The sequence below is a fragment of the Paraburkholderia caballeronis genome, from assembly GCF_900104845.1.
Classification (GTDB): Bacteria; Pseudomonadota; Gammaproteobacteria; order Burkholderiales; family Burkholderiaceae; genus Paraburkholderia; species Paraburkholderia caballeronis.
This window is the reverse complement of sequence record NZ_FNSR01000001.1, coordinates 3,606,168-3,620,746: the sequence shown is the minus strand read 5'-3', so window position 1 is coordinate 3,620,746 and position 14,579 is coordinate 3,606,168. Positions and strand designations below refer to the sequence as shown.

At 67.6% G+C, this 14,579-nt stretch carries 13 protein-coding genes; 10 read left to right on the top strand and 3 right to left on the bottom strand.

Going from position 1 to position 14,579, the window contains the following annotated elements; translation table 11 throughout:
- Window positions 1–65 precede the first annotated feature (65 nt).
- The 3 genes from BLV92_RS16170 (at window position 66) to BLV92_RS16160 (ending at window position 4,714) form a co-directional block, all read left to right on the top strand.
- The gene (locus BLV92_RS16170) at window positions 66–1,346 is read left to right on the top strand and encodes a dicarboxylate/amino acid:cation symporter (RefSeq protein ID WP_090546559.1); all 1,281 of its coding nucleotides are present in this window, start codon (window positions 66–68) and stop codon (window positions 1,344–1,346) included.
- Window positions 1,347–1,440: 94 nt separating this feature from the next.
- Complete coding sequence (locus BLV92_RS16165) at window positions 1,441–3,324, top strand: sensor histidine kinase (protein WP_090546557.1); 1,884 nt, start codon at window positions 1,441–1,443, stop codon at window positions 3,322–3,324.
- A 19-nt stretch (window positions 3,325–3,343) separates the two neighbouring features.
- A complete protein-coding gene (locus BLV92_RS16160) occupies window positions 3,344–4,714 on the top strand; it encodes a sigma-54-dependent transcriptional regulator (protein WP_090546556.1) in 1,371 nt (456 codons plus the stop codon).
- Window positions 4,715–4,829: 115 nt separating this feature from the next.
- On the opposite strand, the gene BLV92_RS16155 is transcribed toward BLV92_RS16160, so the two are convergent.
- A complete protein-coding gene (locus BLV92_RS16155) occupies window positions 4,830–5,360 on the bottom strand; it encodes a TlpA disulfide reductase family protein (protein WP_090546554.1) in 531 nt (176 codons plus the stop codon).
- Between the two features lie 150 nt (window positions 5,361–5,510).
- Here BLV92_RS16155 and BLV92_RS16150 point away from each other — a divergent pair, with 150 nt between their 5' ends.
- Window positions 5,511–6,122: a hypothetical protein gene (locus BLV92_RS16150; protein WP_244283805.1), complete on the top strand. Its 612-nt coding sequence runs from the start codon at window positions 5,511–5,513 to the stop codon at window positions 6,120–6,122.
- A 371-nt stretch (window positions 6,123–6,493) separates the two neighbouring features.
- Here the strand turns inward: BLV92_RS16150 and BLV92_RS16145 are convergent, their stop codons facing one another.
- Complete coding sequence (locus tag BLV92_RS16145; RefSeq protein ID WP_090546551.1) at window positions 6,494–8,026, bottom strand: YifB family Mg chelatase-like AAA ATPase; 1,533 nt, start codon at window positions 8,024–8,026, stop codon at window positions 6,494–6,496.
- Window positions 8,027–8,180: 154 nt separating this feature from the next.
- Window positions 8,181–8,438, bottom strand: coding sequence for an accessory factor UbiK family protein (locus BLV92_RS16140; RefSeq protein ID WP_090546549.1), 258 nt, complete (start codon window positions 8,436–8,438; stop codon window positions 8,181–8,183).
- 458 nt (window positions 8,439–8,896) lie between these two features.
- On the opposite strand from BLV92_RS16140, the gene BLV92_RS16135 reads away from it, so the two are divergent.
- From BLV92_RS16135 to BLV92_RS16110, 6 genes are all read left to right on the top strand, one after another.
- The gene (locus BLV92_RS16135) at window positions 8,897–9,235 is read left to right on the top strand and encodes a P-II family nitrogen regulator (RefSeq protein ID WP_006048089.1); all 339 of its coding nucleotides are present in this window, start codon (window positions 8,897–8,899) and stop codon (window positions 9,233–9,235) included.
- 28 nt (window positions 9,236–9,263) lie between these two features.
- A complete protein-coding gene (locus tag BLV92_RS16130; RefSeq protein ID WP_090546547.1) occupies window positions 9,264–10,742 on the top strand; it encodes an ammonium transporter in 1,479 nt (492 codons plus the stop codon).
- Between the two features lie 325 nt (window positions 10,743–11,067).
- Window positions 11,068–12,357 carry a glutamate--cysteine ligase gene (gshA, locus tag BLV92_RS16125; protein ID WP_090546545.1) on the top strand — a complete coding sequence of 430 codons (1,290 nt, stop codon included), beginning with the start codon at window positions 11,068–11,070 and terminating at the stop codon, window positions 12,355–12,357.
- Between the two features lie 72 nt (window positions 12,358–12,429).
- Window positions 12,430–13,383 (top strand): glutathione synthase, encoded by a 954-nt coding sequence (gene gshB, locus BLV92_RS16120; RefSeq protein ID WP_090546542.1) that lies wholly within the window; start codon window positions 12,430–12,432, stop codon window positions 13,381–13,383.
- 247 nt (window positions 13,384–13,630) lie between these two features.
- Window positions 13,631–14,119, top strand: coding sequence for a PTS sugar transporter subunit IIA (locus tag BLV92_RS16115; RefSeq protein WP_090546540.1), 489 nt, complete (start codon window positions 13,631–13,633; stop codon window positions 14,117–14,119).
- 58 nt (window positions 14,120–14,177) lie between these two features.
- Window positions 14,178–14,447, top strand: coding sequence for an HPr family phosphocarrier protein (locus BLV92_RS16110; protein WP_090546538.1), 270 nt, complete (start codon window positions 14,178–14,180; stop codon window positions 14,445–14,447).
- The last annotated feature ends 132 nt before the right edge of the window (window positions 14,448–14,579 follow it).

Below are 14,579 nucleotides of genomic sequence, written 5' to 3'. Positions count from 1 at the left end.
CCGACCGTGCGTCGGCCGCGCGCCCGTTGCCGGCCACTGGCTCACTTTCACACGCAGGAAAGACCGTGAAGAAACCTATCCACAAAGTGCTGTACGTCCAGGTGATCGTGGCGATCGTCGTCGGCGTCCTCCTCGGCCACTACTCGCCGGCACTCGCAATCGACATGAAGCCGCTCGGCGACGGCTTCATCAAGCTCATCAAGATGGTGATCGGGCCGATCATCTTCTGTACCGTCGTCACCGGCATCGCCGGGATGCAGGACATGAAGAAGGTCGGGCGCGTCGGCGGCAAGGCGCTGCTGTACTTCGAGATCGTGTCGACGTTCGCGCTCGTGATCGGCCTGTTCGCGACGCACATCCTGCGACCGGGCGCCGGCTTCAACGTCGACGTCGCGTCGCTCGACGGCAAGGCCGTCGCGTCGTATGCGGCGAAGGCGCACGGCCAGAGCACGGTCGAGTTCCTGATGCACATCATCCCGGACACGATCTCGTCGGCGTTCGCGCAGGGCGAAATCCTGCAGATCCTGCTCGTCGCGCTGCTGTTCGGCTCGGTGCTCGCGACGCTCGGCGAACGCGGCCGCGTCGTCACCGACTTCATCGAAGGCGTGTCCGGCGTGCTGTTCGGAATCGTGAAGATCATCACGAAGCTCGCGCCGCTCGGCGCGTTCGGCGCGATGGCGTTCACGATCGGCAAGTACGGCGTCGGCTCGCTGGTGCCGCTGCTGAAGCTGATCGGCACGTTCTATCTGACCGCGTTCCTGTTCGTCGTGATCGTGCTCGGCACGATCGCGCGCTTCGTCGGCTTCAACATCTTCCGCTTCGTCGGCTACATCAAGGAAGAGATGCTGATCGTGCTCGGCACGAGTTCGTCCGAAGCCGCGCTGCCGCAACTGATGCAGAAGCTCGAAAAGCTCGGCTGCTCGCGCTCGGTCGTCGGCCTCGTCGTGCCGACCGGCTATTCGTTCAACCTCGACGGCACGAACATCTACATGACGATGGCGGTGCTGTTCATCGCGCAGGCGACCAACACCGACCTGACGCTGACGCAGCAGTTGACGCTGCTCGCGGTCACGATGCTGACGTCGAAGGGCGCGAGCGGCGTGACCGGCGCGGGCTTCATCACGCTCGCGGCGACGCTCGCGGTCGTGCCGACGATTCCGCTGTCGGGCATGGTGCTGATCCTCGGTATCGACCGCTTCATGAGCGAATGCCGCGCGCTGACGAACATCGTCGGCAATGGCGTCGCGACGGTCGTCGTGTCCGCGTGGGAGAAGGAACTCGACCGCTCGAAGCTGGAGTCGGCGCTGAAGGGCGGCGTCGACGTGAAGGAAGGCGCGGGCGCGTAACCCTGGCGACCGGCGGCGCGCGGCGCGGGAGCGGGCGGCCGCCGTCGCCGGTATGACACAATAACCCCTCGTCAGATCGTCTGGAACCGCCGCCGTGACGCGCCGCCTGCTCATCATCTTCGTGCTCGCCGTCGGGCTCGTCGCGGTCTGCGCGCTGACGTGGACCATCACGTGGCGCACCGGCATCGACACGCTGCGCCGCAACGCGGCCGTGCGCGGCGACCGGATGACGGCGGCGCTCAAGAGCACGCTCGAACGCTACGAGTCGCTGCCTTACCTGATCAGCCGGCATCCGCTCATCCAGAACGTGCTGGTGAAGCAGCACCCGGATCTCGTCGATCAGGCGAACCGCTACCTCGAAGACGTGAACCACCACGCGCGCGCGACCGCGACCTACATCATCCGCGAGGACGGGCTGTGCGTCGCGGCCAGCAACTGGCGCGGGCCGGACAGTTTCATCGGCGTCGAATACCGCTTCCGGCCGTACTTCATCGACGCGATCGGCGGCGGCGTCGGTCGCTTCTTCGGGATCGGCACGATCTCGCACGATCCGGGTTACTACATTTCGCAGCCGGTGCGGCTCGACGAGCGGATCGTCGGCGTCGCGGTCGTGAAGCTCAATCTCGAATGGTTTCCGGGCTCGGATGCGACCGAGCCGCTTTTCGTCACCGACGATCACGGCGTGATCTTCCTGTCGTCGGTGCCTTCGTGGAAGTACCACACCGTGCGGCCGCTGACCGGCACGATCGCCGACTCGATCGAGCAGACGCAGCAGTACGCGCGGCAGGACCTCGCGCCGCTGCCGCTCAGCGTCGAAAGCGTGCTGGCGGACGGCGCGGATATCGTGCGCGTCGGCACCGGGATCGGCGCGCCGCGTTTCATCGAGACGCGCCGCTCGATCGGCGAGCCGGACTGGCAACTGGTCACGATGTCGCCGGTCGCGCCGGTCGACGACGACGCGCGCAGCGCCGCGATCATGACCGCGTTCGCGTATCTGTCGCTGTGCCTGCTCGGTTTCTACTGGCGGATGCGGCGCGCGCGCGTGCGCGAGGTGATGCGCAGCCGCGAGATGCTGCAGAAGGCGTATGGGCTGCTGAACGAGCGCGTCGCGGAGCGCACCGCGGATCTGTCGCAGGCGAACGAACAACTGCATCGCGAGGTCGCGGAGCGCACCCGCGCGGAGCAGGAGTTGCGCGCCGCCCACGACGAACTGATCCAGGCGAGCAAGCTCGCGGCGCTCGGCCAGATGGCGGCCGGCATCACGCACGAGCTGAACCAGCCGCTCGCCGCGCTGCGCAGTTTCTCCGACAACACGCGCGTGCTGCTCGACCGCGGCGAGCACGACGCGGCGCGCGAGAACCTCGAAGCGATCGGCTCGCTGACCGAGCGGATGGGCAAGATCACGAACCAGTTGAAGCTGTTCGTCGGACGCGCGCGGCCGAAGAACGCGCGCGCGCTGATCGGCCGCGCGCTGCGCAACACGCTCGGGCTGCTCGGCAAGCGGCTCGACGGCGTGCGGGTCGAACTGGCGCTCGTCAACGGCAGCGTCGAGCCGCCGTCGCGCACGCCGTTCGACCCGCATCTCGACTATCCGGAACTGGTCGCGCAGTGCGACGACCTGCGGCTCGAACAGGTGCTGATCAACGTGATCGGCAATGCGCTCGACGCGATCGCGGCGGTGCCTTCGCCGGCCCTGTCGATCGACGTCGAGGCGGGCGACGCGACGCTCGCGATCAGCGTGCGCGACAACGGCCCCGGCATTCCGGACGACGTGCTGCCGCGTCTCTTCGAGCCGTTCTTCACGACGAAGGAAGTCGGCCAGGGACTCGGGCTGGGGCTCGCGATTTCGTCGTCGATCGCGCGCGACTGCGGCGGCTCGCTCGCCGCGCGCAACGAGCCTGGCGGCGGCGCGTGTTTCGTGCTGACGCTGCGGCGCGTGCAGGTCGTCGTGCCGCGGACGTCCGCGGCCGACGCATGAATCAGGATCGCGAACGACCATGGTGAATCAGAAAGGCTCAGAGGTGCTGTACGTCGAGGATGACGAACTGGTGCGTCGCGCGGGCGTGCAAAGTCTGCAACTCGCGGGCTTTCACGCGACCGGCTTCGCGTCGGCCGAGGCGGCGCAGCCGGCGATCGGCGCGGAGTTCGCGGGCGTGATCGTCAGCGACATCCGGCTGCCGGGCGCGAGCGGTCTCGACCTGCTCGCGCAGTGCCGCGAGCATGCGCCGGACGTGCCGGTGATCCTCGTGACCGGACACGGCGACATCTCGATGGCGGTGCAGGCGATGCGCGACGGCGCGTACGACTTCATCGAGAAGCCGTTCGCGACCGAACGGCTGACCGAGACCGTGCGGCGCGCGCTGGAGCGGCGCACGCTGGTGCTGGAAAACCTCGCGCTGCGGCGCGAGCTGGCCGGGCAGAATCCGGTCGCGCCGCGGATCATCGGCCGCAGTCCGGCGATCGAGCAGATCCGGCGGCTGATCGCGAACATCGCGCCGACCGACGCGTCCGTGCTGATCAACGGCGATACGGGCGCCGGCAAGGAACTGGTCGCGCGCAGCCTGCACGAGCTGTCGCCGCGGCGGGACAAGCCGTTTGTCGCGGTGAACTGCGGCGCGCTGCCGGAGCAGATGTTCGAATCGGAGATGTTCGGCTACGAGCCGGGCGCGTTCACCGGCGCGGCGAAGCGGCGGATCGGCCGGCTGGAGCACGCGTCGGGCGGCACGCTGTTTCTCGACGAGATCGAGAGCATGCCGCTCGCGCTGCAGGTGAAGCTGCTGCGCGTTTTGCAGGAGGGCGTGCTGGAGCGGCTGGGGTCGAACCAGCCGGTGCGCGTCGATTGCCGCGTGGTCGCGGCGGCGAAGGGCGACATGAGCGATCACGTCGCGGCGGGCACGTTCCGGAGCGACCTGCTGTACCGGCTCAACGTCGTGACGATCACGCTGCCGTCGCTCGCGGAGCGGCGCGAGGACATCGTGCCGCTGTTTGAGCATTTCCTGCTCGACGCGGCGGTGCGCTATCAGCGACCGGCGCCGCTGTTGACCGAGCGCGAGCGGATGAGCCTCGCGCAGCGCGACTGGCCGGGCAATGTGCGCGAACTGCGCAACGCGGCCGACCGCTATGTGCTCGGCATTCCGGACGACGCGCCCGGCGCGCCGGCAGGCAGCGGCGGTGACGGCGACGCGCAGCGTTCGCTGCGCGAGCGCGTCGAGCAGTTCGAGCGCGCGCTGATCGCCGATGCGTTGCAGGACGCGGGCGGCGCGGTCGCGCTGGCGGCGGACCGGCTTCAGCTGGCGAAAGCGACGCTGTACGAGAAGATCCGGCGTTATGGGCTGGTGGTGCGCGGGGATGGCGAGCGCGGAGTGTGACGTGCGGCCCGACCGCAGCGCCACCGTGCTGCGGGTGAAAACAAAAACGGCGGCGGTTCATTCGAACCGCCGCCGTTTTTCTATCCGCCCATGTGGACGTCGCTGTATGCGGGAATCAGGTGTTCAGCGCCTTCTTCAGCAACTGGTCGAGTTCCGCGAACTGCGGCTCGCCGACGTAGCGCTTCAGGATCTTGCCGTTGCGATCGACGACGAATGTGGTCGGCGTCAGTTGCACGTTGCCGAATTTCTGCGCGGCGGAGCCGTCGTCCATCGCGACCTTGAACGGCAGTTGACGCGTCTGCGCGTAGTTGGCCACGTACATCGGCGCGTCGTAGTTCATCGCGACCGCGACGAACTCCAGCCCGTCGCCTTTGAACTTGTTGTAGGTCTGGACCATCTGCGGCATCTCGTGCATGCAGGTCGTGCAGCTCGTCGCCCAGAAGTTCACCAGATAAACCTTGCCCTTCAGGTCGGACGTCGAGATCTTCTGGCCCGACAGCAGCGTGAACGTTGCGTCCGGCACGCGCTGCTGTCCGCGGAACGCGAAGAAACCGACGCCGGCGATCGCGGCGATGATCACCGCGATCGCGATGCGGTGGATCGCGCTCAGGCGGCGCGGGTTCGGGGGAGTCTGGGTAGCGGTCATCGTGGGGCCTCGGGCGCCGGCTGGCGCACAAACGCAGCGCGGCTATTGTAGCGCCGAAACTGGCGGCTCTGCTTCGGCTGCCTCGGCGCGCGGGCAGACCGGGATGGATAATGCAGATTTTCCCTTTCATCGCCGTTACTCGTGCGCAGGATGCCGATTCTCTTTCGCGGGTTGTCCCGGTTTTTCGTGTTGCGCCGCGCGTTCGATGGCGCGCGGCGAGCCGGCGTTCGCGCGTTCGGCGTCGCGGCCGGTACGCTGGCGCTTGCCGCCGCGTTTGCCGCCTGTTCACCGACCTACGACTGGCGCGTGGTGACGAACAGCGCCAGCGGTTATGTGGTCGACCTGCCGGCGAAGCCCGGCGCCGACGAGCGCAGCATCGACATCGGCGGCACGGTCGTGCGCATGCGGATGCAGACGGCGGAGGCCGGCGACGCGGTGTTCGTGGTCGGCACGGTCGACCTGCCGGACGCGCGGGCCGACACGCAGCAGAAGGCGCTCGCGTTCCTGCGCGCGGGGCTCGCGCGCAACGTCGGCGTGCAACCCGATGCGCACGAGGTCGACGTGCCGCTGACATCCGGCGGCGCGGTGCAAGGCGTCGAGATGCGGATGACCGGCGCGGCGGGCGCGCAGCGGCAGATGCGGACGATCCACGTCCGGCTCGTCGCGAAGGGCGCGCGCGCCTATCAGGTCGCGATCGTTGCCGACCGGGAGCCGCCGCCGGAGCAGGTGGATCAGTTTTTCGGGTCGTTCAAACTTTTCTAACGACGGCGGCGGCGCGGAAGAATGCGAACGTGATCGTATTTTTCAGTGAAAGTTCCTTCGCAGCTTGTCGCGCTAATTCCCCGATTTCGTTCAGCTTTTCGGGTTACCCACAGGAGCTGTGGGTAACTTTGTGGAAAAGGTCTTGTCGCAGGCCGCAAATGCCCGCCGCATGGACGCCCCGTTAATTTGCCCACGAACTCGGCAATTTCATAATTTCTTTGGAATCAATGGGTTGCTGATGGGCGCGTCGGCGAGCGGGCCAACCCTGTGAAGAAAGGGTCGATGCGCTTTCATGTGAATAAGTCAAGTCTTGACTTTGATTTTTTTGGCCGATCGGCTGCGGCAGCGTCGCGCAGCGCGGCGTCGAATCGCTAGCTGGCGAGCGCGCGGCGGTACTGCACCGCTTCCGCGACGTGGCTTGCGTCCGGCATCGGCGCATTGGCGAGATCGGCTATGGTCCGCGCGATCTTCAACACCCGGTAGTGCGCGCGCGCCGACCAGCCGAAGCGCTCGCCGGCCTCGCGCAGCAGCGTTTCGCCGGCGGCGTCGAGGCGGCAGACGTCGTCGGTCTCGCGGCCGGTCAGCTCGCGGTTGGTCTTGCGCTGCCGGGCGATCTGGCGGTCGCGCGCCGCCTTCACGCGCTCCGCGATCGCCGCGCTCGGCTCGCAGCCGGCGCTGGTTCGCGCGGCCAGTTCGGATGGCGGCAGCGCGGGAATCTCGATCTGGATGTCGATGCGGTCGAGCAGCGGGCCGGACAGCTTGCGCAGATACCGCGCCGCCGCCTCCGGCGTGCAGCGGCAGCGGCCGGACGGGTCGCCGCGCCAGCCGCACGGACACGGATTCATCGCGGCGACCAGTTGGCAGGCGGCGGGGAAGTCTGTTTGCCACGCGGCGCGCGAGATCGTGATCGAGCCGGCTTCGAGCGGCTCGCGCAGCGTTTCGAGGACGTGGCGATCGAATTCGGGCAGTTCGTCGAGGAACAGCACGCCGAGGTGAGCGAGCGTGATTTCGCCGGGTTGCGGCGGATTGCGGCCGCCGACCAGCGCGGCGGCGCTCGACGAGTGGTGCGGCGCGCGAAACGGGCGCTGCCGCCACTGCTGCGGCGAGAAGCCGATCGCGCTCGCGGACAGCAGCGCGGCGGACGACAGCGCCTCTGCGTCGGTCATCGGCGGCAGCAGGCCGGGCAGGCGCGCGGCGAGCATCGACTTGCCGGCGCCCGGCGGCCCGATCATCAATAGATGATGGCCGCCCGCCGCCGCGACTTCGAGCGCGCGGCGCGCGCCGCGCTGGCCGATCACATCGGCCATGTCCGGCGGCCGCGTCGCGGCGGAGGGGAGCGGGGCCGGCGCGACGACCGGCGACAGCCGCGCGTCGTCCGCGCCGGCAAGGTGCGCGCACAGTTCGCGCAGCCCGGTCGCGCCGAACACCGCGACGCCCGGCACCAGCGCAGCCTCGGCCGCGTTCTCGGCGGGCAGATACAGTTCGGGGTCCCGGCCGCCCCCGGCGTGCTCGCGCGCGGTGCCGCACGCCATCGCGAACGCGCCGCGCATCGGGCGCACCGCGCCGGTCAGCGACAACTCGCCGGCGAACTCGCGATTGGCGAGCGACGGCGGCGGAATCTGCCCGCTGGCCGCGAGGATGCCGAGCGCGATCGGCAGGTCGAAGCGCCCGGACTCCTTGGGCAAATCGGCCGGCGCGAGATTCACGGTGATACGGCGAACGGGAAAGTCGAATCCGCAGTTCTGCAGCGCGGCGCGCACGCGCTCGCGGCTTTCGCGGACTTCGAGATCCGGGAGGCCGACGATCGAAAACGACGGCAACCCATTGGCGAGGTGGACTTCGACGGTGACTTCGGGCGCGCGGCCGGCAGCCGGCGCGCGGCTGCGCACCACGGCAAGCGACATGGGATGGTTCTCCGGGGCGGCGGCGCGCTGCGCATTGAACGCGGCGTGCGCCGGGCTGGTGAGGCGGTGCCCCGTTACGGGTCCATCGAGACGTTCGACGGGGTTCCGCCAGAGTCCGCCGAGGCTCGCTTGCCGTCGGTGCGCGGTGCGGCGGTCAGTTCGACGGAGTCGCGACCGGCAGCTTCTGTTCGAGTTCGGCGACGCGGCGCTCCAGTTCTTCGAGCCGCGCGCGGGTGCGTACCAGCACCTGGGTTTGCGCGTCGAACTCCTCGCGCGTCACCAGTTCCAGCTTCGAAAAGCCTTGCGACAGCATCGCGCGCACGTTGCGCTCCACGTCGCGCGCGGGCGAGTTTTTCAGCAGTTCGCTGACACGCGACTGCAGATCGTTGAATACGTCGGTCGGTTGTTTCATTTCATTCCCCTTCGTTGCACAAAATATGTGCATGTTTCGTTTCGCCTGTGCCTTGCCTCGCGCGGTGAGCGAAGTTGGTGCGTCGGCGGCGCGCCGCGTCCGCTGCTGAACCCGCTTGGTGCGCGCCGTCCGAGGGCGGCGCGTTGCGTCGCCCTCGGGTGGATCGCTCCGGCTTCAGGCCTGCGGACACTGTAGCAACGATCCCCAGGCGACGCCACAGCGCGCCCGCGACGCTGGCCGTCCGGCCAGGGCCCGCGCGACGGGCACAAGCGGGCGGCCCGCATTGTCTTCGAATTCGCCCTTGCGTGTTCTGGACCCGACTGGCACGGATGCTGCTAATACTGCCCCGCGCACCGATTGGCGGCTGGACCGGGGCGAACCGGCAGGTGGCAGGGGGATCGAAGCCGGCGCCCATTGCCCACGCACACAAGGGAATACGCAACCACAGCGAGGACTACATGAAACTGATTACCGCAATCATCAAGCCGTTCAAGCTCGATGAGGCGCGCGAAGCCTTGTCGGCGATCGGCGTCTCGGGCATTACGGTGACCGAGGTCAAAGGCTTCGGTCGCCAGAAGGGTCACACGGAGCTGTACCGCGGCGCCGAGTACGTGGTCGATTTCCTGCCGAAGGTGAAGATCGAGGCCGCTGTTTCGGACGACATCGTCGACCAGGCTATCGAGGCACTGGAGCGCGCGGCCCGCACGGGCAAGATCGGCGACGGCAAGATTTTCGTGACGCCGATCGAACAAGTGATCCGTATCCGCACCGGCGAGACCGGTGCCGATGCCCTGTGACAGACGAAAGAGACAAGAGGAAACAAAGATGCGCAAACTTTTGATGTCCCTGCTGATGGCCGGCTCGCTGCTGGCCGGCGGTATCGGCGCCGCGCTGGCGGACGATGCGTCCGCTCCGGCGGCCGCTTCCGCGCCTGCCGACACCGCGGCCGCCGCAAGCGCCGCACCGGATGCGTCGGCTGCCGCCGCCGCGCCGGCCGCGTCCGCCCCCGCGGCGGCAGCGGCTGCTTCGGCGCCTGCCGCGGCCGCTCCGGCTGCCCCGACCGCGCCGTTCTCGGTCGATTCGTCGAAGATCAACTCGGGTGACACCGCGTGGATGCTGACCTCGGTCGCACTCGTGCTGTTCATGACGATCCCGGGCCTCGCGCTGTTCTACGGCGGCATGGTCCGCAAGAAGAACGTGCTCGCGACGGTGATGCAGAGCTTCGCGATCACCTGCCTCGTCACGGTGATCTGGACGGTCATCGGCTACAGCATCGCGTTCACGCCGGGCAATTCGTTCATCGGCGGCTTCTCGCGCGTGTTCCTCGCCGGGATGAACTACATCAAGGGTGACAGCGCGACGACGCTGACCGTCAGCCACCTCGCGCCGACGATCCCCGAGTCCGTCTACTTCGTGTTCCAGATGACGTTCGCGATCATCACGCCGGCGCTGATCACCGGTGCGTTCGCTGACCGCATGAAGTTCTCGGCGATGATCGTGTTCATGTCGCTGTGGTCGATCCTCGTGTACTCGCCGATCGCTCACATGGTGTGGGAGCCGACCGGCTGGCTGGCGACCGCGGGCATCCTCGACTTCGCGGGCGGCACGGTCGTTCACATCAACGCGGGTGTGGCGGGCCTCGTCTGCTGCCTCGTGCTCGGCAAGCGTTCCGGCTATGGCCGCGAAGTGATGGCTCCGCACAACCTCGTGCTGACGCTGACCGGCGCGGCGATGCTGTGGGTGGGCTGGTTCGGCTTCAACGCGGGTTCGGCGGTGGCGGCTGACGGCCGTGCCGGCTTCGCGATGCTGACCACGCAGATCGCAACGGCCTGCGCCGCGCTCGGCTGGATGTTCGCCGAGTGGATCGCGAAGGGCAAGCCGTCGGTGCTGGGCATCGCATCGGGCGCGGTTGCGGGTCTGGTGGCGATCACGCCGGCTTCGGGCTTCGTCGGCGTGCTGGGCGCGATCGTGATCGGCATCGTCGCGGGCGTCGTCTGCTTCTGGTCGGCCACGTGGCTGAAGACCAAGCTCGGTTACGACGACTCGCTCGACGCATTCGGCGTGCACGGCATCGGCGGCATCATCGGCGCGATCCTGACCGGCGTGTTCGCGGTGAAGGACATCGGCGGCGCGGACGGCAGCGTGCTGCTCCAGCTGAAGGGCGTGCTGACCACGGTGATCTACAGCGGCGTCGTGAGCTTCATCCTGCTGAAGGTGATCGACATGGTGATGGGCCTGCGCGTCACCGAAGAAGAAGAGCGCGAAGGCCTCGACGTGATCCTGCACGGCGAGCGCGTCGAATAACGGATCAACGAATCTATCCCCTGTATCACGTAGCAACGTAGTACCAGCGCAGCAATTGGCCCGCCTCTTTGGCGGGCCTTTTCTTTTTCCGGCGCCGGGTGTGCGGCTTGCGTATCCGGCCACGGCCGGTCCAGAATGGGTGTCCCGCATGGAGCGGGGCCGGCCGGCGACGCGCGAACAGCGGGCGTTTGCGCGCGGCAGGCCGGAAACCGGGCGATTAACCCCATCGCGCGTAAGGGGATCGCGTCTTGCGTGATGGATGTTCGTCCCCAAATAAACCGCCGGTTTCCCTACAATCACTGCTTTAGTCCGTGAGTATTTTTCTATGGTCCCGCACCTGGTTACGGCGTTAAACGGCCCGCTGCTCGAACTGGAGCAGCGCATCCTCGACGCGACGCCGGCCATCGAACGGTGGTTCAGGCTCGAATGGCAGGAGCACACGCCGCCGTTCTACTGTTCGGTGGACCTGCGCAACGCCGGCTTCAAGCTCGCGCCGGTCGACACGAATCTGTTTCCCGGCGCGTTCAACTGCCTGCCGCAGGAAGTGCTGCCGCTGTCCGTGCAGGCCGCGATGGCCGCGATCGAAAAGATCTGCCCGGACGCGAAGAACCTGCTCGTGATTCCCGAGCAGCACACGCGCAACGCGTTTTATCTGGAGAACGTCGCGCGGCTCGCGACGATCATGCGCCAGGCCGGCCTGAACGTGCGCTTCGGCACGCTCGACGAAAACATCGCCGGTCCCGTCACGATTTCGCTGTCCGACGGCCAGAAACTCGTGCTGGAGCCGCTCGAACGTTCCGCGCGCCGGCTCGGCCTGAAGAACTTCGATCCGTGCTCGATCCTGCTGAACAACGATCTGTCCGGCGGCATCCCGCCGGTGCTCGAAAACCTGCACGAGCAGTACCTGCTGCCGCCGCTGCACGCGGGCTGGGCGGTGCGCCGCAAGTCGATGCATTTCTCGTGTTATGACGACGTCGCGAAGAAGTTCGCGAAGATGGTCGGCGTCGATCCGTGGATGATCAACCCGTATTTTGCGCACGTCGAAGGCGTCGATTTTCAGCAGCGCACGGGCGAAGAGCCGCTCGCGGACGCGATCGACGGCGTGCTGAAGAAGATTGCGAAGAAGTATCGCGAATACGGAATCACCGAGCGGCCTTACGTCGTCATCAAGTCCGACGCCGGCACCTACGGGATGGGCGTGATGACGGTGCACGACGCATCCGAGGTCGCCGCGCTGACCAAGCGCGAGCGCGTGAAGATGTCGGCGACGAAGGACGGCCTCGAAGTGCACGACGTGATCGTGCAGGAAGGCGTGTACACGTTCGAGCGGATCGGCGACGAAGTCGCGGAGCCGGTCGTGTACATGATCGACCGCTACGTGGTCGGCGGCTTCTATCGCGCGCACGGCAGCCGCGAGCGCGACCAGAACCTGAACGCGCCGGGCATGCACTTCGTGCCGCTCGGCTTCGAGCACACCGCGCTGCCGGACGCGCACGCGAAACCCGGCGCCGCGCCGCCGAACCGCTTCTACATGTACGGCGTCGTCGCGCGGCTCGGACTGCTCGCGGCGTCGGTCGAACTGGAAAAGACGGACCCCGAGGCGATCCAGGTCTGACGGCGCGAGCGCCGCTCACGGACGGACGAACCCACAACGAACAACGGCCCGCGAGGGCGCAGCAGGGACTACATGGACATTCTGTTTATCGCCGATCCGCTCGCGCGGTTCCGCATCTACAAGGATTCGACCTACGCGATGATGGCCGAGGCGCAGCGCCGCGGCCACGTGCTGCACGCGTGCGAGCCGCAGCATCTCGCGTGGAGCGGCGGCGCGGTCGAGGCCGACGTGCGGCACGTCGAGATCGTCGGCGATCACGTGGACCTGCATCGCGAGCGGTGGTATGTCGAGAAGCCGGTGGCGCGTCCGCTGACGAGCTTCGGCGCGGTGCTGATGCGCAAGGACCCGCCGTTCGACATGGAGTACGTGACCGCGACGTGGCTGCTTGAAATCGCCGAGCGCCAGGGCGCGAAGATCTTCAACCGTCCGCAGGCGATCCGCGACCATTCGGAAAAGCTCGCGATCGGCGAGTTTCCGCAGTTCGTCGCGCCGACGCTCGTCACGCGCGACGCGAAGCGGCTGCGCGCGTTCCACGAAGAACACGGGGACGTGATCCTGAAGCCGCTCGACGGCATGGGCGGGATGGGCGTGTTCCGCGTGAAGCCGGACGGCATGAACCTCGGCTCGATCATCGAGATGTTGAGCGAAGACGGCGCGCGCAGCGTGATGGCGCAGAAGTACATCCCGGAGATCAAGGCCGGCGACAAGCGGATCCTGCTGATCGGCGGCGAGCCGGTGCCTTATTCGCTCGCGCGGATTCCGCAGGGCAACGAGGTGCGCGGCAATCTCGCGGCCGGCGGACTCGGTCGCGCGCAGCCGCTTACCGCGCGCGATCTGGAAATCGCCCGCACGCTCGGGCCGGTGCTGGCCGCGCGCGGGCTGCTGCTCGTCGGGCTCGATGCGATCGGCGACTGGCTGACCGAGGTGAACGTCACCAGCCCGACGTGTTTTCGCGAGATCATGGATCAGACCGGCTTCGACGTGGCCGGCATGTTTATCGACGCGCTGGAGCGCGCGGCCGCATGACGCCCGGGCAGGGCGGGCGCACGACGTGCGACGTGTGAGCAGAAGCACACGGCGCGCGCCAAAATGACCCTGCTACAATGCCGCGAGCCCGCATATCGGGCGGCAGGCCGGCGTCGCCACGAGCGGCGCGAGGCATTCCGCGCGACGCGTGTTCCGACCCTGGCGGCCCACGGCTGGCCGCCGGTTCGGCATCGCCGGACGATCCGTCCGGCCGGCATCCGGAGCCGTTTTTTGCAGTCAGGCTGATATGGCAGGGATTCTGATCATCGCGCACGCACCGCTCGCCACCGCGCTTCGCGATTGCGTCGCTCACATTTACGGCGGTTTGCCGGCGCGCATCGGCGCGCTCGACGTGCTGCCCGACAGCGACCCGGCAAAGGTGGTCGCCGAGGCGAACTCGGAAATCGAACGGCTGCGCGAGGAGAACGGCGCGCTCGTGCTGACCGACATGTTCGGCGCGACGCCGTCGAACATCGCCGCGCGTCTCGCGACCGTGCCGAACGTGCGCGTGCTCGCCGGCGTCAATCTGCCGATGCTGGTGCGCGCGGTCTGTTATCGCGCCTGCGAACTGGACACGCTCGTCGACAAGGCGCTCGCGGGCGCGAGCAAGGGCGTGCAGACGATCGGCCCGGCGACGCCGCCGCCCGCCACGAACGACTGCGGCTGCGCGCCGACGCCTTGCGCCGAAGCGGCCTGCGAGGCCGCATCAGGAAAATTCAAACCGGCCGGCGCGTGAGCGCCGACTCTATCGCCGACGGAACCTCACCACACCACTGCGCTTCGACCGACGACCTATGCTGCAACAAGAAACGACCATCGTGAACAAACTGGGCCTGCACGCGCGCGCGTCCGCGAAGCTGACCCAACTGGCGGGCAACTATCAGTCCGAAATCTGGATGAGCCGCAACGGCCGGCGCATCAACGCGAAGAGCATCATGGGCGTGATGATGCTCGCGGCCGGCATCGGCAGCACGGTGCTGATCGAAGTCGAAGGCCCGGACGAGACCGACGCGATGGCGGCGCTGCTCAAGCTGATCGCCGATAAATTCGGCGAGGGACAATGAAGGGGCGCGGCATCGGTTGACGTTGACTGACGTTGGAACGCCGCGGTTCGCCGCGGCGTTTTGCGTTTACGGCGACGTCGGACGAGGGTGGCGGGCAGCGATACGGGGACGCATGGTGCAGTGCATGCATAC